At 36.3% G+C, this 20,893-nt stretch carries 19 protein-coding genes; 6 read left to right on the top strand and 13 right to left on the bottom strand.

Going from position 1 to position 20,893, the window contains the following annotated elements; all coding sequences use genetic code 11:
- The first annotated feature begins 116 nt into the window (after positions 1 to 116).
- Positions 117 to 857: a hypothetical protein gene (locus tag STRINF_RS03245; RefSeq protein ID WP_006531595.1), complete on the top strand. Its 741-nt coding sequence runs from the start codon at positions 117 to 119 to the stop codon at positions 855 to 857.
- Positions 858 to 985: 128 nt separating this feature from the next.
- On the opposite strand, the gene asnA is transcribed toward STRINF_RS03245, so the two are convergent.
- The 3 genes from asnA to STRINF_RS03260 all read right to left on the bottom strand — a co-directional run bounded on the left by asnA (position 986) and on the right by STRINF_RS03260 (position 4,708).
- Complete coding sequence (gene asnA / locus STRINF_RS03250; RefSeq protein WP_006531596.1) at positions 986 to 1,978, bottom strand: aspartate--ammonia ligase; 993 nt, start codon at positions 1,976 to 1,978, stop codon at positions 986 to 988.
- Positions 1,979 to 2,312: 334 nt separating this feature from the next.
- On the bottom strand, positions 2,313 to 3,518 hold the full coding sequence (locus STRINF_RS03255) for an MFS transporter (RefSeq protein WP_006531597.1): 1,206 nt from the start codon (positions 3,516 to 3,518) through the stop codon (positions 2,313 to 2,315).
- Positions 3,519 to 3,622: 104 nt separating this feature from the next.
- Positions 3,623 to 4,708, bottom strand: a complete 1,086-nt coding sequence (locus STRINF_RS03260) for an MmcQ/YjbR family DNA-binding protein (protein ID WP_043878308.1) — start codon at positions 4,706 to 4,708, stop codon at positions 3,623 to 3,625.
- Between the two features lie 132 nt (positions 4,709 to 4,840).
- On the opposite strand from STRINF_RS03260, the gene STRINF_RS03265 reads away from it, so the two are divergent.
- Complete coding sequence (locus STRINF_RS03265) at positions 4,841 to 5,146, top strand: DUF6442 family protein (protein WP_006531599.1); 306 nt, start codon at positions 4,841 to 4,843, stop codon at positions 5,144 to 5,146.
- A gap of 3 nt (positions 5,147 to 5,149) precedes the next feature.
- Positions 5,150 to 5,344: a helix-turn-helix transcriptional regulator gene (locus STRINF_RS09815; RefSeq protein WP_043878313.1), complete on the top strand. Its 195-nt coding sequence runs from the start codon at positions 5,150 to 5,152 to the stop codon at positions 5,342 to 5,344.
- Positions 5,345 to 5,530: 186 nt separating this feature from the next.
- On the opposite strand, the gene STRINF_RS03275 is transcribed toward STRINF_RS09815, so the two are convergent.
- The 5 genes from STRINF_RS03275 to STRINF_RS03295 form a co-directional block, all read right to left on the bottom strand.
- Positions 5,531 to 8,182 carry a valine--tRNA ligase gene (locus STRINF_RS03275; protein WP_006531600.1) on the bottom strand — a complete coding sequence of 884 codons (2,652 nt, stop codon included), beginning with the start codon at positions 8,180 to 8,182 and terminating at the stop codon, positions 5,531 to 5,533.
- 12 nt (positions 8,183 to 8,194) lie between these two features.
- Complete coding sequence (locus STRINF_RS03280) at positions 8,195 to 8,758, bottom strand: hypothetical protein (protein ID WP_014294103.1); 564 nt, start codon at positions 8,756 to 8,758, stop codon at positions 8,195 to 8,197.
- The gene (locus STRINF_RS03285; protein ID WP_006531602.1) at positions 8,758 to 9,336 is read right to left on the bottom strand and encodes a GNAT family N-acetyltransferase; all 579 of its coding nucleotides are present in this window, start codon (positions 9,334 to 9,336) and stop codon (positions 8,758 to 8,760) included. Before STRINF_RS03285 ends, STRINF_RS03280 begins: the two co-directional genes overlap by 1 nt.
- Positions 9,337 to 9,587: 251 nt before the next feature.
- Positions 9,588 to 9,905 (bottom strand): helix-hairpin-helix domain-containing protein, encoded by a 318-nt coding sequence (locus STRINF_RS03290; protein ID WP_006531603.1) that lies wholly within the window; start codon positions 9,903 to 9,905, stop codon positions 9,588 to 9,590.
- Position 9,906: 1 nt separating this feature from the next.
- Positions 9,907 to 10,161, bottom strand: a complete 255-nt coding sequence (locus tag STRINF_RS03295; RefSeq protein ID WP_006531604.1) for a DUF1912 family protein — start codon at positions 10,159 to 10,161, stop codon at positions 9,907 to 9,909.
- A 216-nt stretch (positions 10,162 to 10,377) separates the two neighbouring features.
- Here STRINF_RS03295 and STRINF_RS03300 point away from each other — a divergent pair, with 216 nt between their 5' ends.
- The 3 genes from STRINF_RS03300 (at position 10,378) to pnuC (ending at position 12,913) form a co-directional block, all read left to right on the top strand.
- Complete coding sequence (locus STRINF_RS03300; protein WP_006531605.1) at positions 10,378 to 11,145, top strand: nucleoside phosphorylase; 768 nt, start codon at positions 10,378 to 10,380, stop codon at positions 11,143 to 11,145.
- Between the two features lie 397 nt (positions 11,146 to 11,542).
- The gene (locus STRINF_RS03305) at positions 11,543 to 12,181 is read left to right on the top strand and encodes a deoxynucleoside kinase (RefSeq protein WP_006531607.1); all 639 of its coding nucleotides are present in this window, start codon (positions 11,543 to 11,545) and stop codon (positions 12,179 to 12,181) included.
- A gap of 6 nt (positions 12,182 to 12,187) precedes the next feature.
- On the top strand, positions 12,188 to 12,913 hold the full coding sequence (pnuC, locus tag STRINF_RS03310) for a nicotinamide riboside transporter PnuC (RefSeq protein WP_006531608.1): 726 nt from the start codon (positions 12,188 to 12,190) through the stop codon (positions 12,911 to 12,913).
- An 80-nt stretch (positions 12,914 to 12,993) separates the two neighbouring features.
- Here the strand turns inward: pnuC and STRINF_RS03315 are convergent, their stop codons facing one another.
- From STRINF_RS03315 to STRINF_RS03335, 5 genes are all read right to left on the bottom strand, one after another.
- Positions 12,994 to 13,566, bottom strand: a complete 573-nt coding sequence (locus STRINF_RS03315; RefSeq protein ID WP_043878314.1) for a GNAT family N-acetyltransferase — start codon at positions 13,564 to 13,566, stop codon at positions 12,994 to 12,996.
- Positions 13,567 to 13,702: 136 nt separating this feature from the next.
- Positions 13,703 to 15,376 carry a recombinase family protein gene (locus STRINF_RS03320; RefSeq protein WP_006531610.1) on the bottom strand — a complete coding sequence of 558 codons (1,674 nt, stop codon included), beginning with the start codon at positions 15,374 to 15,376 and terminating at the stop codon, positions 13,703 to 13,705.
- Between the two features lie 891 nt (positions 15,377 to 16,267).
- Positions 16,268 to 17,983 carry an ABC transporter permease/substrate binding protein gene (locus STRINF_RS03325; protein WP_006531611.1) on the bottom strand — a complete coding sequence of 572 codons (1,716 nt, stop codon included), beginning with the start codon at positions 17,981 to 17,983 and terminating at the stop codon, positions 16,268 to 16,270.
- 9 nt (positions 17,984 to 17,992) lie between these two features.
- A complete protein-coding gene (locus tag STRINF_RS03330) occupies positions 17,993 to 19,186 on the bottom strand; it encodes a quaternary amine ABC transporter ATP-binding protein (RefSeq protein ID WP_006531612.1) in 1,194 nt (397 codons plus the stop codon).
- Between the two features lie 100 nt (positions 19,187 to 19,286).
- Positions 19,287 to 19,907 (bottom strand): TrkA C-terminal domain-containing protein, encoded by a 621-nt coding sequence (locus tag STRINF_RS03335; RefSeq protein ID WP_006531613.1) that lies wholly within the window; start codon positions 19,905 to 19,907, stop codon positions 19,287 to 19,289.
- Positions 19,908 to 20,893 lie beyond the last annotated feature (986 nt).

The following is a 20,893-nucleotide window of genomic DNA, read 5'->3' on the forward strand; positions in this document are numbered from 1 at the left end:
CGAAAACATTTTTTGCTTAATTTTTCCTTAAAAAGAGATTTACAGAATTATTCCAAAATGGTATTCTTTTAGTGTAAAAATTTTATCATTCAAAGTTTTTTCAGGAGGAATCAAACATGAAGAAGAAAATGAAACTCGCCATATTATTAATGGCAACTGCCATCATCGGAGTCTCTCAAGACCAAGGATTTTTAACAACATCAGTCGAAAACAATCATGTTGTTTTAGCGGATACTAAGTCTAAAAGTAAAACCACCAAAAAAGACGATAAAGCTACTAAAGCAGCAAAAAAAGCTGTTAAACAACTTGAAAAGGATCAGACCCAAGAAAATCTTGATTTAGCTACCAAAAAAGTTAAAGCCGTAAAAAATAAGAAAGTCAAAAAACAGCTTAAAAAACGTATCGCAACTGTCAAGACTGCAATAGAAACACAAAAACAAGAAGAGACAGCTCAGGCAGCGGCTGAAACTGCTGTTGCAAACTTAGAAGCTAATCAAACTCGTGAAAACGTTGATGACGCTAAAAATATGGTTAATGCTGTAGCAGATTCAGCTAAAAAAGAAGCCTTCAATAACCGTATCAACGCTGTCGTTTCAGCAATTGATGCCAAAGAAGCCGAAGCTGCTCGTCAAGCTGAGGAAGCAAGAAAAGCTGAAGAAGCTAGACAAGCACAAGAACAAGCTGCCGCTGAAGCTGCTCGTCAAGCACAGGAACAAGCCGCTGCTGCCGCTCAACAAGCGCAACAACAAGAACAAGCTGCTGGTGGATATAAAAGAGATTATCGCGGTAGATGGCACCGCCCAAATGGACAATACGCTTCAAAAGCTGAAATTGCTGCAGCAGGTCTTCCTTGGTAAGCAATTTAAATAATTTTACAAAAGTTGTTAGAAAATCGCTCTAACAACTTTTTCTATTTCCAAAATCAAAAAGCCGACTAGTTATCCTAGCCGACTTTTCTTAGTCCTTAAAATAAGATTTCTTCTACTTAAAGAATATTTTCGTAAGTGTCACGAACTTCTTTTGGCCAAACACTTGATTGAACTTCACCAATGTGTTTCTTACGAAGTAAGAACATTGCCATACGTGATTGACCGATACCACCACCAATTGTAAGTGGGAAGAGACCATTGAGAAGAGCTTTATGCCATTCTAATTGCAAACGGTCTTCGTCACCAGTGATTTTAACTTGACGTTTAAGAGCTTCTTCGTCAACACGAATACCCATTGATGACAATTCAAAAGCTGAGCCAAGCACTTCGTTCCAAACAATAATATCACCGTTAAGACCATGGTATCCATTTTCAGATTCAGAAGTCCAGTCATCGTAGTCAGGTGCACGACCATCGTGGCGTTGACCATCTGGCAAAATACCACCAATACCAATAAGGAAAATCGCACCGAATTCTTTAGCAGCAGCATTTTCACGTTCTTTTGGTGTCAAATCTGGGTAACGTTCTACCAATTCTTCTGTGTGAATAAAAGTGATTTTCTTAGGCAAAACAGCTTCAATATCAAAACGAGCTTCTACTGCCAATTCTGTCAAACGAATAGCTTTATAAACTTGTTCAACTGTTTCTTTCAAGTATTCGATGTTGCGACGACCATTTGGAATAACTTTTTCCCAATCCCATTGGTCGACATAAATAGAGTGGATTGGGTCTAATTCTTCTTCATCTGGACGGAGAGCTTTCATATGTACGAAAAGCCCTTCTCCTTCATTGAAGCCGAAACGTGCTAAGGTATGACGTTTCCACTTAGCAAGTGAATGAACAACTTCATATTCAGCATTAGGAATACGTTTAACGTGCACAGATACAGGATGTTCAACGCCGTTCAAATTATCTTGCATACCATCCCCGACCTGGCTAAGAATAGGTCCTTGCACTTCAACGATGCCAAGTTTATCAATCAAATATTGAGTAAAAGTATTCTTGACAAAAGAAATCTCCTGCTGTTGATGAATAAAGCTTTTCTTCATATGCTCCTCCTTAAAAAATTTTTTTAAATTTGAAATACCAAAATGATAGTGAGTAATAGTGAGGTTTATTTTGTATTTCGTGATCGCTTTACAACGATAGAGCTATTATACACCTATGTTTTTAAAAAATAAACACTTTTTTCAAATTTTCGCAATATTTTTATTTTTATGTTAGATAATCTAACAAAGAATGGAAATTTGGCCATTTATAGGCATTTTTTAACCTCAAAATTTACTTGAAAGATTAAAAATATTGAACCATCAAAACAAAAAAACAGCTTTAATTTTTTCTAATAATTAAACTGTTGTCGAAATAGTATTTAAATATAGAAAGTTATCCATTACTTTGTAATAACCTCAAGAAAATAAGGCTCAGTATCATAACAGAAATGCCAAGATAGAGAAGATTTCCAGGATTGCTTGGACTAAAAATGATTGTAAAAAGAGCTGTTCCAAGGGGCATAAATAAAATAGCAACCGTAAAAACAATTCCTAACACTCGTCCCAGATATTCACTAGCGACTTCTCTTTGAACTAAAGAAAAAGAATGAATGTTAAATAAGGTCATAAAAATCCCAGAACCAACAGGCGATAAAACCATTAAGAAAAGCTCTGCTTTCACAAAATAAAGTACAGGAGCAAGTGCGACAAAACCACCAAAGACAAATAATATAGCCATTAATTGACCAGTTGATAATTTTCGTCTCATTTTTCCACTAACCACCGCTCCAATCACTCCGCCAATAGCTTCTGCGGTCAAAAAAGTAGCATAAATATCTCCAGTGATTTTTGGAAACATTTGATTCCCATAAGGAAGTAGGAGGCTGTAACCTGCCATGAAAAAATTGACTCCAGCTGATAGAGCAATCAAGAGATAAATCTGACGATTACAGATAACATACTTAAAGCCACTAACTAAATCGTCGAAGATGACCTTGACTGAAAAATCATCGTTCTTACTCGTCTCTTCTAAAATGGGTTGAACAAAAACAACAATCAAAGCCGATAATAAAAACGACATGCCATCTAAAATCAAAGCACCATTGATACCAATCACATGATAAATCCCTAAAGCAAGCATTGGAACAATGATTTTAACCAGCGTAGCAACCGTTTGTAGATAAGAATTAACTAATGTAATCTGCTCTTTTTCAACGATTTCTTTGGTAAAAGCATTATAAGCTGGTGTCGAAAATGCTGACAAAAGTGCTAGTAAAGCATTGGTTAAAATGACCGCATAGATGAGCCAAGTTTGCTTGGAAATAAGAGACAAGCACAGACAAATTAAGCCACTCAAAAAATCACTTAAAATGATAATTTTCTTTCGTCTGAAACGGTCCGCAATCACTCCACCAAATAAATTAAACAGGGCTCCAATGACATTTTCAAGTGCTTGATAAACTCCTACCAAAACCATTGATTTCACGTTCATACTCGCTAAAAACGAATTATTCACATAATCAAATAAAGTATCACCTATCTTTGAAATCGTACTGCTCGTTACTAAAAGACCTGTATTTTTTCGTTCGATTTTCCTCATAAACACCTCTCGATTGTTAGATAGTATACTCTTCAAAAGTTATTTTTGCAATATTCTTTCAATTTTATTTTCAAAAAAAGACCGCACCTAACGGTACGGCTTATCTATTTATTTCTGAGTGAATCGATTTTTTCAATTAATTCTTTTGTCATACGACGTGGACCACGAACGGCTTTGACGCCACAAAATTTTAAGGTATCAAACGTCACTTGCTCATCAGAAAAAGTGTGGAGTAGCTGAATCTTCATTAATTTTTTAATGGAGGGTTCATCTCGATAAGCATCATTTGGCAAATCAGCTTCTAAGACTTGGCAAAAATACCGCACTGCCTTAGTCGGTGCTGTCATGTAAATTGCCACGAAATCACCTTTTTTAATGCTTGCTTTTTGTGTCCATAAAATAACCTTGTTTGCTGCAAATTCAGCATCAATATCATAATACTTGGGGTTGGCTGGAATAATCCAATAATCTGGACCACTACTGCTCCCCAGAGCCTTTCCAGCTACCAAAGCTCTGCTATTATCCACTAAAGAAAAAAGGAGCTCATCAGGAACTGTCTCATCTAAAACCACACTCACCCAAGACTTCTTATTCATGTGGTAAGACGGATAAACGCCCGTGATTTCAATCAATTCAGGCAACTTAGCTTGTTCAACCTTAATATTGATTATTTCAACTTTGTCATCCAGCGCTTCTTGCGACCACTGCTCCTCACCAAGATTTAATTTACCACGCGCAATCGTCATCACAAGCCCGTACCACTTCTGATTATCAGGATAGCGAAATGAAGAAAAATCAGGATATTTCTCAAAAGGATGATCAAAATCATCGCCATAAGTTGCCTTTAGATGATTTGCAAGACGATTCATTTGGTCACTAGCAAATGGCAGAGCTTCAAAGCAAGCTTCAGACACTCTTTCAAGAACCTCTTGATAAGCTTCTCTGACTTGTCCGACAAAATTCCCACTCGCTGCTGGCACATGAAGAGCAAGATACTCTTCATTTAAATCAGTATCAATCACCTTTGCTGACACCTGACCATCCAGTGAAACATGAACTCGCACTTCAAAATCGCCATTCAAAATCAGCTCCGCGTAGTCATATCCAGCCTCAGATTTCTCAAATCCAAACGCCACCAAGCGCTCCAAGACCACCCGCTTCTTAGCAAAAAAATTTGACTCAACTGACATAGAAGCTCCTTTCAAGTATATATACAAATTCATTATAGCAAAAATCTTAACATCATTCATTTTCTATTTGCCAAGTTTTATTGGCAATTTTATAATTATTATGACAATAAAACTTAGTAGGAGGACTCACTTATGAATAAGGAAGTTATTTTAAAAATAGCTCAAAGCGAAAAAAGAGATGAAATGGAGTTACATATCAAAGATAAATCAATGATGTGCCCATATCTTGTTATGGTCATTGTAGCAGCTCTTTTCAACTTTATTAAAGCTCTTCATGGAGTCCCTATAACTGATTTAACTGCTACGGTTTGTGCTTCCGTTGGTACAACATCAGCTTATCGTTATGCTAAACTTAAAGATAAACAAGATTTATTTATTGCAATTATTATGTTTATTATTGCACTGATTTCTACAATTTATTTCGTTATAGGATATTAAAAAATAACTGATAAACTTGAATTAAAAAACAATCTTAAACAGGCTCGATTAGAACATCGTTTATCACAATCAGCACTTGCAAAACTAGTTGGAGTTTCTAGAAATACCATTAGTTCAATTGAAACAGGACAATTTAGTCCGACGGCCAAATTAGCTCTACTTTTATGCATAGCTCTTGATAAAAAGTTTGAAGACTAATTTTACTTTTAGTAGTTAACATACCACCCCCCCACCTCAATTTCTTGAGATGGGGGTATTTTTTGATAACTATTTGGATTTACGTTGTTTGTAGTTATCTGTGAAAAAGAAAGTTAACTAGGATTGTTTATAGTATAGATTTCCTTAATTAAGGCAATCTTAACGAATCCTTGTAGAAAGCTTAACTTATTTCACCAATTTTTTCATATCTTCGATACGAGCGACTGTTGCATCGTATTTGGCTTGATAATCGACTTGTTTGTCGCGTTCTTTTTGGACAACTTCTGGTTTAGCGTTAGCGACGAATTTTTCGTTGCCGAGTTTACGTGCGACCATGTCCAATTCTTTTTGCCATTTAGCAAGTTCTTTGTTAAGACGTGCCAATTCTTCTTCAACGTTAAGAAGGTCAGCAAGTGGCAAGAAGATTTCAGCGCCTGTGATCACACTAGACATTGCCAATTCTGGTGCTTCAATGGTAGAAGAAATTTCTAGTTTTTCAGGATTTGTGAAGCGCTTGATATAGTTCACATTGCTGTTAAAGAAGTTTTCCAATTCTTTATCGCTTGTTTTCACAAGAAGTGTAATTGGTTTACTTGGAGCAACATTTACTTCGCTACGTGCGTTACGGACAGCACGGATAAGGTCTTTAAGACTTTCAACACCTTTATGCGCAGCTTCATTTTCAAACGTTGGGTTAACTGTTGGGTATTCAGCTGTTACGATTGAACCTTCAGAAATTTGTTCAAAGATTTCTTCAGTAACAAATGGCATAATTGGGTGAAGCAAACGAAGAATCTTATCAAGGGTGTAAAGAAGAACTGAACGAGTGATAACTTTTTCATCTTCATTGTCACTGTAAAGCACTTCTTTTGTCAATTCAACGTACCAGTCAGCAAATTCATCCCAAATGAAGTTGTAAAGGATATAACCAGCCACACCAAATTCAAATTTATCAAAGTTTTCAGTAACTTTGGCAATTGTTTCATTCAAGTTGTGAAGAATCCAGCGGTCAGTTACGTTACCACCCGTACCAGCAACAACTTTGTCAACATTTGCGCTAGCTTGGTCAAGCGTAAGGTCTTCATTGTTCATCAAAATGTAACGAGAAATATTCCAGATTTTGTTGATGAAGTTCCAAGCAGCGTCCATTTTTTCGTAAGAGAAACGAACGTCTTGACCTGGTGCAGAACCGTTTGATAAGAACCAACGAAGAGCGTCAGCACCGTATTTCTCGATAACATCCATTGGGTCAATACCGTTACCAAGTGATTTAGACATTTTACGTCCTTGCTCGTCACGAATAAGACCGTGGATAAGCACGTTTTCAAATGGACGGCGTCCTGTGAATTCCAATGATTGGAAAATCATACGTGACACCCAGAAGAAGATGATATCATAACCAGTTACCAATGTAGATGTTGGGAAGTAACGCTTGAAGTCTTCTGCTTCTGTGTCAGGCCAGCCCATTGTTGAGAATGGCCATAAGGCTGAACTAAACCAAGTATCAAGAACATCTTCGTCTTGAGTCCATCCGTCACCTTCTGGAGCTTCTTCACCAACGTACATTTTACCTTCAGCATTGTACCATGCAGGAATTTGGTGACCCCACCATAATTGACGAGAGATAACCCAGTCATGAACGTTTTCCATCCATTGTAGGAAAGTATCGTTGAAACGTGGTGGGTAGAATTTTACTTCGTCATCAGTGTCTTGGTTAGTAATAGCATTTTTAGCCAATTGGTCCATTTTAACGAACCATTGTGTTGACAAACGTGGCTCAACTGGCACACCAGTACGTTCTGAGTGACCAACGCTGTGAACCATTTTTTCAATTTCAACAAGTGCACCGATTTCTTCCAATTTTTTAACGACAGCTTTACGAGCTTCAAAGCGGTCCATACCAGCAAATTCACCAGCAAGTTCGTTCATTGTACCGTCATCATTCATGACGTTGATTTGTGGCAAGTTATGACGCTGACCAACTAAGAAGTCATTAGGGTCGTGTGCTGGAGTGATTTTAACTACACCAGTACCAAATTCTGGGTCAGCGTGTTCATCACCGACGATTGGAATAGCTTTGTTAACGATTGGAAGGATAACATTTTGGCCAATCAAATCTTTGTAACGGTCATCATTTGGGTTAACCGCAACGGCTACGTCACCAAACATTGTTTCAGGACGAGTTGTGGCAACTTCAAGGCTACGTGAACCATCTTCCAACATATAGTTCATGTGGTAGAAAGCACCTTCGACATCTTTATGGATAACTTCGATATCAGAAAGGGCTGTACGAGCTTTTGGATCCCAGTTGATGATAAATTCACCACGATAAATCCAACCTTTTTTATAAAGTTCAACAAAGACTTTACGAACCGCTTTTGACAATCCTTCATCAAGTGTAAAACGTTCACGTGAGTAGTCAACAGAGATACCCATTTTACCCCATTGTTGTTTGATTGTTGATGCGTATTCATCTTTCCATTCCCAGACTTTATCAAGGAATTTTTCACGACCAAGGTCGTAACGTGAGATACCATCTTCAGCAAGACGTGCCTCAACTTTTGCTTGTGTTGCAATCCCCGCATGGTCCATACCAGGAAGCCATAAAGTATCAAAACCTTGCATACGTTTTTGACGGATAATAATATCTTGCAAAGTAGTATCCCAAGCGTGACCAAGATGAAGTTTACCAGTTACGTTTGGTGGTGGAATAACGATAGAATACGGATGAGCTTTCTTATCGCCAGAAGGCTTGAAAACATCCTCATCTAACCATTTTTGATAACGCCCAGCCTCAACCTCAGCCGGGTTATATTTTGGTGAAAGTTCTTTTGACATAATGTGTCCTTTCTACATTTTTTCAATATCATTTAATTTTTGTAAAATAAGTTGTGCTGATTCACGAGCGGATAGATCAGTATTATTGATTTTATAATAATACTTAAGAAATTCTGGTGACTTCTCTGGATTAAATTGGGCAAATGTCATCGTTGACAGAATATCATTTTCAGACCATTCTAAATCACGTTTTAATGGTTTGCACTGCAAGCGATGCTCAGTACGATTACGCCGAAGCCGTTCAGTTAAATCCGTTTCAAGTTCTACAAACAAGACCTCTCTATTAAATGAGTGAAAAACATCTTGAATCTGTCTCAAAAAATCAATATCATTTGAATCATTAAAATCAATTACAACAGTAAAAATAAGAGGTTTATTGCTCTGAGCAAAAGCTTCAAAAAAATTCATTCTAATTTTTCGAATGAGTTCAGTTGAGATAGGTCCATATTCCATAAAACGCATAACAAAATCAATGCTATCGTGATTATGAAACAAAGTCATACCAGTCATCTTTTCAATTTCTTGACCAATCGTCATCTTACCTGAAGCTTGTGCACCAATAATGACAAGATTCATCATCTCCCCTCCCACTCACTTTTCAACAATCCATAGCGCAACAGGTCACAACGTTTCCCTTGTGCGTCTTTGCGGTCGCGGATTCGAGCTTCGAGGGTGAAACCTAGTTTTTCAGCAATACGTTGGCTTGCTTTATTGTAACCATAACATTCAATTTCAATTTTGTGGAGATTGAGTAGGGTAAATCCAACTTCCAACAGCGCATGCGCAGCTTCTGGCACGAATCCTTTCCCCCAATAATCTAGATGAAGCAGATAGCCCATTTCAAGAACATCATCAGCATGGCGCTTATTAAAATCAACCGAACCAATGACTTTATTTGTCCCTTTTAAGCAAATACCATAACCAGACGGTACCTTTTGCTCAACCCAGCGCTTTGGCATAATGTTTTCAAGATAATGTGCCTCTGCTTCTACGCTTTCTGCAGGTGGAAAACCAGCTGGCCAAGTCACTTCTGGCAAGCTCGCATAAGCAAAAATATCCTCAGCATCTGAGACCAGACGTGGGCGTAAATATAGCCGTTCTGTCTCAATATCAGGAAGTTTACTGTCCTTAATCTGACCTAAAATTTTAATCATAAGCTCTCTCCTATTTTGGTGGTAAAAAATCGCCCCTGTCTTTCGACAGGGACGAACTTTTTATAAATCCGCGGTACCACCCACATTCGAGTGACTAGCACTCGCAACTTGATTATTCAGTTACAACGTTCAGCAACCAGTCTTAATATTTGTACGGATTTCTCAACCACACCGCTCTCTGTAACAAATGGTTTTTAAGACACCTCTGAATGTTTTTATTTTAACAGATTTAGTCAGCTAACGCAAATAGATTAAGCTTTGAAAGCTACACCATTTTCTTTCAATTTATTAACAGTTGCTGGACCAACTCCTTTAAAGGCCAAAACGTCTTTTTCAGTAAAGTTTTTGAAATCGGAAACTGATTTAATCCCTTCATTATAAAGTGTTTCAATAAGTTTTGGTCGAATGCCCTCTACGGCAGAAATCGCTGAAAATTCTTCCAAACTAAGAGTCGCTTTTGAAACAACATTAGTAGCTACTTTAGCAGTTGCTGTTGCAGCAGTTTTGATAATGCCTGCGCGTTTCAATTTCAATAAGTACTCTTTTTTTCGATTCTTTTTCTTTGCCATTTTAGTAATTTCTCTCCCCTAAAAGATTATCTGGTAATTCGTGGAAACCTTTTCCGGATTTATAATTAGCAAATTTGCCTTGGATAAATTTGTAAGCATCTAACTTACTTTCATAACGGATGTAGGCATCAGCTGCGCGTTCATCCTTATCTTCTTCCACAATCTTACGACTAGCTTCCATCGCCATTTCGTTGATTGCGATTTGTGAGTCTACCCAAGCTTCAAATTCTTTTAAAAATTCTTGTTCGTAAGTCATAAATACCTCTCGTCTGATTTCCTAGGTCATATTATAACACAAACCTTGAAAAAATGAGAGCCTTGTAAAGGATTTGTAACATGATTTCCATGAATCATTTCTTTTTACAGGGAAATTTTCAGAAAAACTATCATTTTTAGTGAATTATCTTGTTTTTTCCAGAGTTTTTAAGTAAAATGTTAAAAATATTTTGAAATTCAAGGAGGATGTGTTGGCATGATTTTATCACAATTTGACCATCAGCAAACGGCGATTATTAACCCAGGGGATGTCATCCAAGCTTTGCCAGATTTTCCAAAGACAGCTGTAACCTGTTTTGCAAGAGGAACTTTCGCACGGATCTTAGCTGAATTTCCTCACCGTGAAATCGCAAAAACAAGTGTCGCAAATTTGGAAATTCCAATCTATGAGCTAAATTTTCAGGGTCAAAAAATTGCTTTTTTCAACTCCTATGTTGGGGCAAGTGGCTGTGTTGCTATTTTAGAGGATATTATTGCTATGGGCGCTGAAAATATCCTTGTTTTTGGTACGTGTGGTGTCCTAGATAGCAGTATCAAAGAAACCTCAATCATCATTCCCACAAGCGCTATTCGCGACGAAGGCACAAGCTATCACTACGCTCCGCCAACAAGTGAAATTGCGCTCAATCACACCTATCGCAAACAGTTTAAACAGTTTCTTGACGCGCAAAATATCTCCTATACAGAAGGAAAGGTTTGGACAACTGACGGCATTTACCGTGAAACCCATCAAAAGACGGCAAATCGAAAGACACAAGGTGCTATCGCCGTTGATATGGAATGCTCTGCGATTGCCGCATTTGCCAACTTCCGCAAGATTAATCATTTTCAATTCTTTTATTCGGCTGACAATCTAGACGCTGAAACTTGGGAACCTCGAACTTTGGCTAACGATGCTGACCTTGAAAGAAAAGACCGCATCGCTAGTGTCGCCTTACACTTTGCCACCCAAGTCTTCAAATAAACTCAAAAACTCTCAGCTTTTTTAGCTGAGTTTTTTTGAGAATTTTTTTGCTTACGCTCAGGGCCTGATTTTTAGCCATCTTTGACTTTTTAGTCAAAAATAATTGAGTTTTAGCTCTTGTCAAACACAAAATATAGTGCTACTATTTTATCCGGGCACAAGATGTTGTGCTTGAATCATTTATTATGACAAATACAAGGCCTTGACTTTGTCACATATAGATACTCTACTGGGAAAGGAGAACTTGTTTCACCTATTTTCAAACCATAATAACTCACCAAACAGACATTTACTAACCTTACTCTAGACAGATAGCATTGCTATCAAAGATACATTTTACACGTTACATTTTTAAACAAATATTACTGAATTAGCATATTGGAGGTGCATTACCATCGTGATTATTCTAGCAGGAATGATAGGAGTCGGAAAAACTACCTACACTTCTCTCTTAGCCAAAGAACTTGGCACAACAGCATTCTTTGAACCTGTTGACAATAACCCAATTTTAGATAAATACTATGAAGACCCTGAAAAATACGGCTTTGCTTTACAAATTTACTTCTTGAATAAACGCTTCAAATCAATCAAAGAAGCTTACGAAGCAGACAACAATGTCTTAGACCGCTCAATCTATGAAGATGCTTTATTTACTTACATTAATACCCTTCAAGGAAGCATCAGCGATCAAGAATATAATATCTACTTGGAATTGCTAGACAACATGATGGAGGAAATTGACGGACTTCCTAAAAAAGCCCCTGATTTGCTAATATACCTCGAAGGTAGTTTTGACCACATCATGTACAACATCAAAAAACGTGGACGTGATTTTGAACAACCAGATGACGAAAATGGTCTAACAGATTACTACAAACTCCTTCACAAGCACTACACAAAATGGTATGAAGATTACCAATACAGTCCAAAAATGAAAATTAACACCGACAACTTCGATGTTACAAAACCTGAGGATTGGGATAAAGTGTACCAAATGATCCGTCAAGAAATGAAATCAATTGGAATTGGAGATTAACATTTTTTGAAAAAAGAACTTTCACTCAAAGAATCATTTAACAACGCTTGGAATCGTTTTGACTTAAAAGAAAAGATTTTCGTAATCTTTGCCTTCTTAGTCTCTCTCGGATTTACCCTATACGGGATGATTCCGACACTCTTTTCAGGAGACCTTAACATCTTACATGTCCTCTCAATTATCATGTCTATTTTTGGTTTTATTGGGACATGGACACTAGCGATTCAATGGCAGCACACCTTTAAAGCAAATGGTGTTCAAAATGTTGCTGGTATCTTAGTCGCTGGTATTCAAGGTGTTTATGGTGAAATGTTCAAAAGTTGCTATTACCTCTCAACCGAATTTATCGGACACTATAACTGGAAAAAACGCCGCAATGACGATGGTGAATTAGTCGTTGATAAAAAATTCAGTCTAAAAGACGTGCTTATCGCTGTCTTCTTCTGGACATTTGGTTTAGGATTTATTTCTTACTGGATGGGCGGACAAAAGATTATCCTAGATGCCATCACAAATGGTCTTTCCTTTACTGCCCAACAACGTCAAGTAAAAGGACACCTCGATGGCTACTACATTTGGCTAGTTGTCGATTTGCTTAGCTTTATCCTTTACCTATCTATCGGAAACCCAATCGTTGCCTTTAGTTACCTAGGTATGGTGGCACAAGGTTTCGTAGGCATTATCATCTGGAAGAAGAGCCAAGGCCAAGAAAGTCTTACTCAAGAAAGCTAAAAATAAAAAACTCTGAGACCGTAGTCTCAGAGTTTTTTGATATCATAAACAAACATGATAAAAAGCCTAACTCATAAAAGTTAAACTTTTTTTGTAATTTCATGAATGGACTTAACTGGTGCAACGTCCGCTCCATGCTCTCCAAGCATTTTTTCCATCCAAATCATGTCATACCAACGGTTGAATTTATAACCCGAATCATGAAATTTTCCAACCGATTGATAACCAAGTGCTCGATGGAATTTCTCGCTTCCATTTGTCAGGTAGGCATCTTCAACATCAGTTGAGGCAATACAAGCATTAAGATTGAGGATACCCATTTGAGTTAGATAATCTTCTAACTTTCCATAGATTTGACGTCCTACACCCTTACCACGCGCAGCCTTATCCAGATAAACCGTCGCTTCTGCTGACCAAGCATAAGCAGCTCTAGGATGGAATTTAGAAGCATAAGCATAGCCAAGAATCTTGCCATCTTCTTCTGCCACGAGATAAGGATAAAAAGCCATGATTGAGCGCATACGCCCCGTAAATTCCTCTAAAGTCGGCACATCATATTCAAAAGTAATAGCTGTTTCTTCAACATAATAACGATAAATATCCAGCAGAGCTTTTGCATCATCTAAGCTTGCCAAACGAATCGTAATGGCCATTCTCACAAGTCCTCCAAAAATAATCAATAATTTAGTATAACGATAAAGTAGCCCAGTGTCAAAATAAACATAACACCACTTGTCAAATTCACGATTATTAAAAAACGCAAGGAGCCCCTTACGTTTCATCATTCTCTTATTTCTTGACTAACTTAACAACTGCTTCAACCGGTGTATTATTGTCCAAACTAATTTCTAAGTCTTCCTCAATGATTGGAAGCTTGAAATGAATGGCTTTTACCCAACGTCCTGCCTTATTTTTGTCATCATAAATTTCGACTTTTTCAATCAACATCTGACACAATCTCTTCTTGTCGATATCTTCCATGACATCCATTAATGATGCAAAATTGACTAATATTTTATAAATATTGTCAGCGGTCATTTTATCTTTTAGGATTACTTCTCGTTTAGATTCACTTGTCTCAATTAGTGTTTCGACATCTGCTATTTTATCATAAATAGTATTTAATCTCATGTCTAAATCAATTGACTTTTGCTGAAAATGAGGAACTTCAAAATTTAAGGAGTCAATCTGTTGGATTAAATTCATTTTAGTTGCACTTAATTGACGAAAGAGACTCTTATATTGTTCAATTTCACTGTCTATCCTACTTGTATCAACTTGAATATTAATTTTTTCCTGCAATTTTCTTGCAAAACCAGGTCTAGAAACTAGTTTACTAATGATTGATAATACTTCATGGTCTAAATTTCCTGTTTTAAGCTGTTTATTAAATGTGCACTTATGACCATCTACCTGCTTTCTATGTTTACAAGCATAGTAGTAATAGTTTTTATAGTATTCATCTTTCTTGTTTTTATTTCTCTTGATACTTTTATTTCCATAAAGCCCAGCATTACATAATGGACATTTTATCAACCCCGAAAGTACATAGATTGAATCGCCCTTATTTGGGTTTTCACGTTTATACTTATGGGCATTAGCTTCTCGTTTTTTCCTCACTTTTTTCCAAGTCTCATCGTCAATAATTGCTTCATGTATTCCGTCTGTTAGAATATAATTTTCAGACTGTTTGACTTTCGTTTCACCAGAAACTTTATCTCGAGTGCTTTCACGCCGTCCAAATGCAATTTTGCCATTGTAAACTGGATTATCTAAAATTCTTGCAATGCCACTAGATGAAAAATATGGAAGGGTACTATTCTGTCGAATTGGTTTCTTTATATCTAGGTTGGCTAAATGTTTGGCAATTGCTATAGTGCCCATATCACTATTGGCAAATAAATCAAAAATCATCTTTACAGATTCAGCTTCTTCATGATTTACTTGCAATTGACCATTAACAAGGGAATATCCTACAGGCGCAAATCCACCATTCCATTGACCAGCTCTCGCTTTTTGTCTACGACCTTCCATGGCTTGAGAAATAATATTCTCCCTCTCCATTTCAGCTACTGCTGACAAGATTGTAATGACTAACTTCCCTGAATCCTTTGAACTATCCAATCCATCATCAACACAAATCAGATTTACACCATGAGATTCCATAATAGCTAAAGATTTTAAAGTGTCCGCTGCATTTCGACCAAAACATGATAATTTGAATACAAGTACATAATCCACTTTATCTTTCTCTGCTTCGATATCCGATATCATGGCCATAAATTCCGTTCGTCCTAACATGGTTTTACCAGATTTCCCAGCATCCTGATAGGTTTTCACAATCTCAATATCAAAAGCATTTGCATATTGCTGAATTCTTGTTTCTTGAGCGTCTAATGAAAATCCTTCAACTTGCATATTTGTAGATACCCTTGTATAGATATAGGCTTTCTTTCGCTTCATTTAATTTCTCCTTGAAAAGTTTGATCAAAAAATACCCTTATAATCTTCAGGGGATTTTAACTCTTTTTAGAAAAGAATACAAGTAACTACTCATCAGTATATAGATTTTCTTCTTTGATTGGAAAAGTAGAGAAATCAATGTTATCTCCATATTTCAGAAGCATTTCTTCCAAAAATCTCACTAGTTCATCCATAGATGACCTCCAAGTGAATTTATTTGACTCTGATTCTCCATTGCCAAAGGCAGAAGAAGTTGCTTGTAGAAATGTAAATCATGTACAATCATGATAAACTCCTTCTATAACTCAACTATATTCTGCCATTTTTTGGAAATTATAAAAAAACGTAATTACTTTTCTGCTGATGTGAACTTTCCGATTATAAGTGCTCTAAGGATAGAAGGTAAGAAGAGGGATTAATAATCTTTCCCATTTTGGTAAAATCACTTGGATCAATTATTGAAAACGGCTTACAATATCCCATTTTTCTCACAAAGTTGAATAAGAATATCAATAGAATTATATTATTTCCATGAATCTTCCGCTAATTCTCCCAATATTCGGAAAAAAAATAATCTTGGTCAACTTGCATTGATATTAAAAATGATTATGAGTGGTAAAAAGTGCAAAATACTGATACTTATTTAAACTCTATTGAATGTATTACTTTTTCTGCCATAAAATACTGGCGTTTCTTGAGTTTCAAAACAAGAATGTTGCTAATACAATTTTCTGTAAATTTCATAGATTTAAATAAAAGTCTCCAAATAAAAAATAGTCTAGAGCTAAGAACTCTAGACAAAAATAATTAATTCTGTATATAAAGATTTCTAACATTTCTTTTGAATGAAGGGAAAAGTGCTTTTCTAAAAATATTAGTGTGATACAGATCTTACTCCAACCATCCTTCCACCTTATCAGGGTTTAACTCAATCCAGTCCTTTGCAGCCTGACTTGGAGACTGCCCTTCTGCAATTGCCAACATAACAGATTGCATATCCTCAGGTTCCCAGGAAAACTTGTCGATTATGTTGAATGCTTCTGCTTGATCTTCTTTTAACCCTTGTCTTACAATCGTATGAATTTCTTCCGATTTCCCAAAGATTCCTTGTGAATCTTCCAATAATACCAAGTCATATTTTGCAAACATCCAGTGAGGCTTCCAGGCAGTTACTACAATATCCTCTTTATTTTTTAGTGCTTGCTCAAGCGATGTTACCATTGCACCAGTTGATGAAGAAGTGAGACTCCAATCATTTAAATTTGAATAACTGTTCAGTGCATTTTCAGAACTTGACATAATTCCAGCTCCTGGCTCGATACCTATGATTGTTTGATTGGCCTGTGAAGTTAACTCATCAATACTTGAAATATTCATGTAACTTGGCACTGCAAAGCCAAGGCTTGTGCCTACTAAGTTTGCTCCCAAGTCTTCAATCTGATTTTTATATTGCTCATATTGGGCTTGGTGTGTTGTTGGCAGCCAAGCTGATACAGATGCATCTGCATTTCCATCTGCAATTGCTTTCCATGTAACTGCATTGTCTAAGGGAATAAGATTTACTTCATAACCTTTCGTCTTCAAGACTTCTGCCAATACATTAGTAGAAGCCACCTCTGAATCCCACTCTACATAAGCAAGTGTTATCTCTTGTTTACTTGTTACTTGAGTTTGTAAAACAGCTTGTGTTATACCGGTCACAAAAAATAAAATTACTAAAATAGGAGCCAATAATTTTGAAAATGTTGATTTTTTTACATTATCTCGTTGTGGCTGATTCATATATTGTATAAAGCGATCAATGATGATAGCAAGAATGACTAATGCCAAACCTGAAACAAATCCAGCACCGATTTCCGCATGTTGCAATGCTGATAATACGCCATTCCCTAATCCAGGAGCTCCAATCATTGATGCCGTAACAACCATAGAGAGTGCTAACATAATAGTTTGGTTCACACCCGCTAATATGGTATTTTTTGCCAATGGAAGTTCTACTTTGAATAGTCTCTGACCTTCTGTCGAACCAAATGACTCGGCAGCTTCAATCAACTCCTCTGGAATTTCTCGAATTCCTAAATTGGTAAATCGAACAGTGGGCGGAAGTGCGAAGATCACGGATGCAAAAACCCCTGGAACCATACCGATTCCAAAGAATGCAACTGCTGGAATCAGATATACAAAAGCAGGCATGGTCTGCATGAAGTCCAAAATTGGATTAACAATAGAACGAACACGATCACTCTTCGCCATCCAAATTCCAAGAGGAATACCAATCACAATAGACATCAAGCTTGCTATTAAAACTAAAGTAAAGGTATTTATCATGCCATCCCATAATCCTTGATTATAGATAAATAATAACCCTAGTGCTACTAACAAAGCAAAATTTTTCTTTTTATTTGAAATAATGTAAGCTAATAATGAAATGATAATGAGTAAAAGTAGCGGTGGAATAAAGGATAGAGTGTCTGAAATAAAATCCATTACGCTATTACCAACCAGCTGAGTAAAACGAAATAGTTCAGCTAAATTTTTCGTAATCCAATCAATCCCCTTATCAACGATATCTTCAATCGGTAAACTATTTTGTAAAAAATTATCCACATTAATCTCCTATTCCTCTATAACAATTCCTTGTTTCGTTAATGCCTCAATAATACGACCCTTGATTAGGACACCGATTAAACGCTCATTTTCAACAACAGCAATGGGAGCTGCTGAATCGTAAATGAGTGGTAGAATGTCCTCTAGCAAAGTATCCTTCGATACAGTTCGAATATCCTTATCTATGTAGTCAACCAAACTATGTTGCTTAGCATTGGCCTTAAAGGCAGCCTCTGCTGATATTGCCCCTAGAAGTCGCCGTTGGCGGTTTATAGCTAGCAACATACTGACTTTTTCCACATCCATTCGTCTTAATGCAACTTTAGGACCATCAATATCAATATTAGTTGTAATTGGCTTAATCATGATATTTTGTGCAGTCAATACTTTTGAACGGTCAACATCTTCTACAAATTCACTGACAAATTCATTGGCTGGATTAGTTAGTATTTCTTCACCAGTACCGATCTGCATAATCTTACCATCTTTCATCAAGGCAATACGATCGCCAATACGAAGAGCCTCGTTCAAATCGTGTGTAATAAAAATAATTGTTTTCTGTACCCGTTCTTGCAAATCTAATAATTCGTCCTGCATCTCTTTACGAATCAATGGGTCGAGTGCAGAAAAGGCCTCATCCATCAATAAGATATCTGGATTATTTGCCAAAGCCCTGGCAAGACCAACACGTTGTTGCATCCCTCCAGAGAGTTGATCAGGATACTGATCTTTAAATGGCAACAGTGAAGAATTTTCCAAAGCTTGTTCTGCTAATTTTTGACGATCAACTTTATTAACTCCTCTAATCTCAAGTCCATACTCAGTATTTTCTAAAATTGTTTTATGAGGAAACAAGCCAAATTTCTGAAAAACCATGTTTACTGAATGTCGACGAATTTGCCTTAATTCTTCCTTGTTCATTTTCGCAATATCATGACCTTCTATATAAATGCTACCATAACTTGGTTCTATCAATCTATTTATCAGACGAATCAAGGTGGACTTTCCACTCCCAGATAATCCCATAATGACAAAAATCTCACCTTGCATAACCTCAAAACTAGCATCATATACTCCGACAGTACAACCAGTTTTTTCAAGAATATCTGTCTTTGTTTGATCTTGTTTAACCATTTCTAAAGCTTGTTTCTGCTTTTTTCCAAAAATTTTTGTCACATTTTTTACTTTTAATAACGATTCCATATTTTTCCCCTTTCAAAGTGAACATAATTTATTTTACTATATGTGGTCACTTTTGTTGTTTAAAAACCTGTAACATTGTTACAGGCTTATTTCTAATAAGTTACGAAAATAAATTCTTCATACGAGAGTAGGTTAGCTCGCTTCCCACAAAATAAATCGTATCTCCTTTTTCAAGAACAGCATAAGGTCCAGGAGACAACATGATTTCACCGTTGCGCTCAATAGCAATAATGGTTGCACCAGTCGTCTGCCAAAGATTTAATTCTTTAAGTTGTTTTCCATACAATTCTGAAACTTGATTCAAGTACAATTGAAATGGTTCAAATGGAAAAGAATTATTAATGTCGCGAGTATGAGCTACAATATTATCGATTAGCTTTTCAAAACCATCTAACTCTTGTCTTTGCTTCTGAATTTGTAATCTTAATTCATTTCTTAACTCTTGCAAGGAATTTGTGGACTCGAATTTTTTTAGAAACAATTGAGCCGCTTCCTTAGAAGTAACCGTCACTCCACTTCCGTGTTGAACTGCAACTATTTCTAAATCAACTAATAGATTAATTGCTTTTCTCGCTGTTTCCGGGGATACATTAAAGTTACTAGCAATGGTTGAACGTGCTTTTATTTTTTCTCCAATGCTGTATTTCCCATCTGCAATCTGCTTTGCTAACGCAACAGCTATCTGCTGATAGCGAGAATTCTTTATACTCTGCATATTCATATCCCTTTCTTTATAATCTTTAATTATCTAGTCCTTATACTACTACAAATTTGAAATTTTTTCATTGAAAAAATGTATATAGAAAAAATTAAATATCTCACTCTATTAAAAAAATAAATTTTTTAACAATAGTATTGTCAAAGGGTTGAAAGAAAAAATTAGCCAGTTGACAGGCGAATTAAAAAGAGCTAGGTATCAGCTTCAACCTGAGAGGTCAGTACTAATTTCGGTCTTATATTGAAATCTAGACGGAGAGTATTCTCTCTGTAGCATGGACTTGCCAGAAAATATCGTTACTCCAAAATAAATAATATTCCTCTATTTTCACAAATCATAGACTACTTGCTGATATATAAAGAATATTATAAAGTGAGCCCTATGGGGCTCTTTTCCTACATCCAAAGAAGAAAGTAGACTATCTAATATAAAAAAATATTTTTCCAGTTATTTATTGTTTCTTGAATTAATTGCAGCAGATATTATTCGACAAATACCTCTAGAAAAGGATTATTGTATAGATACCGTCAATTACCTTTTTCTTGAAAAGGTATATGCTTGGTACCAAAGGGGAATGGTTGATTCAGCTGAAGACATACTTAAACATATTAAACAGTAATTATCTTCTTATATTTGTTACATGTGTGCCGTCTGCAAGACCCTTCGGAGAGCGTTTGTAGTTTTGATGAACCGTAGGGTTGTCAAAACTACAAAAACGTTACTTTTTGACAAAAAGTAACAAAAACCTCTGTTATTTGCTTCTCAAATTTTTTTAAGGAAAATCATTGAGTCTAATTTATTTGGCGAGGAATAGCGAAGCGCCTCGCCGTTGCTCGCTATTCGAGCAATCATAACACAAAATTTTCAGTTATTGATAATTTAGAAATTAACATACCAATCTTACAGAATCTCTTTTCTACTAAAATAATGGGATTATTTATCTATCCATTTTTTATAGTCATAATGGGTAACTTTATAAAACCATTAAC

The sequence above is a fragment of the Streptococcus infantarius subsp. infantarius ATCC BAA-102 genome, from assembly GCF_000154985.1.
GTDB classification, from domain to species: Bacteria; Bacillota; Bacilli; order Lactobacillales; family Streptococcaceae; genus Streptococcus; species Streptococcus infantarius.

What these genes read in the sequence shown, in the direction of transcription:
- STRINF_RS03335 (WP_006531613.1), bottom strand. Translation starts at nt 19,907, where the DNA reads ATGAATATGCAGAGTATAAAGAATTCTCGCTATCAGCAGATAGCTGTT.
- STRINF_RS03315 (WP_043878314.1), bottom strand. Translation starts at nt 13,566, where the DNA reads ATGGCCATTACGATTCGTTTGGCAAGCTTAGATGATGCAAAAGCTCTG.
- STRINF_RS03330 (WP_006531612.1), bottom strand. Translation starts at nt 19,186, where the DNA reads ATGGAATCGTTATTAAAAGTAAAAAATGTGACAAAAATTTTTGGAAAA.
- STRINF_RS03300 (WP_006531605.1), top strand. Translation starts at nt 10,378, where the DNA reads ATGATTTTATCACAATTTGACCATCAGCAAACGGCGATTATTAACCCA.
- STRINF_RS03295 (WP_006531604.1), bottom strand. Translation starts at nt 10,161, where the DNA reads ATGACTTACGAACAAGAATTTTTAAAAGAATTTGAAGCTTGGGTAGAC.
- STRINF_RS03290 (WP_006531603.1), bottom strand. Translation starts at nt 9,905, where the DNA reads ATGGCAAAGAAAAAGAATCGAAAAAAAGAGTACTTATTGAAATTGAAA.
- STRINF_RS03280 (WP_014294103.1), bottom strand. Translation starts at nt 8,758, where the DNA reads ATGAATCTTGTCATTATTGGTGCACAAGCTTCAGGTAAGATGACGATT.
- STRINF_RS03285 (WP_006531602.1), bottom strand. Translation starts at nt 9,336, where the DNA reads ATGATTAAAATTTTAGGTCAGATTAAGGACAGTAAACTTCCTGATATT.
- STRINF_RS03265 (WP_006531599.1), top strand. Translation starts at nt 4,841, where the DNA reads ATGAATAAGGAAGTTATTTTAAAAATAGCTCAAAGCGAAAAAAGAGAT.
- STRINF_RS03255 (WP_006531597.1), bottom strand. Translation starts at nt 3,518, where the DNA reads ATGAGGAAAATCGAACGAAAAAATACAGGTCTTTTAGTAACGAGCAGT.
- STRINF_RS03275 (WP_006531600.1), bottom strand. Translation starts at nt 8,182, where the DNA reads ATGTCAAAAGAACTTTCACCAAAATATAACCCGGCTGAGGTTGAGGCT.
- STRINF_RS03260 (WP_043878308.1), bottom strand. Translation starts at nt 4,708, where the DNA reads ATGTCAGTTGAGTCAAATTTTTTTGCTAAGAAGCGGGTGGTCTTGGAG.
- STRINF_RS03245 (WP_006531595.1), top strand. Translation starts at nt 117, where the DNA reads ATGAAGAAGAAAATGAAACTCGCCATATTATTAATGGCAACTGCCATC.
- STRINF_RS03320 (WP_006531610.1), bottom strand. Translation starts at nt 15,376, where the DNA reads ATGAAGCGAAAGAAAGCCTATATCTATACAAGGGTATCTACAAATATG.
- asnA (WP_006531596.1), bottom strand. Translation starts at nt 1,978, where the DNA reads ATGAAGAAAAGCTTTATTCATCAACAGCAGGAGATTTCTTTTGTCAAG.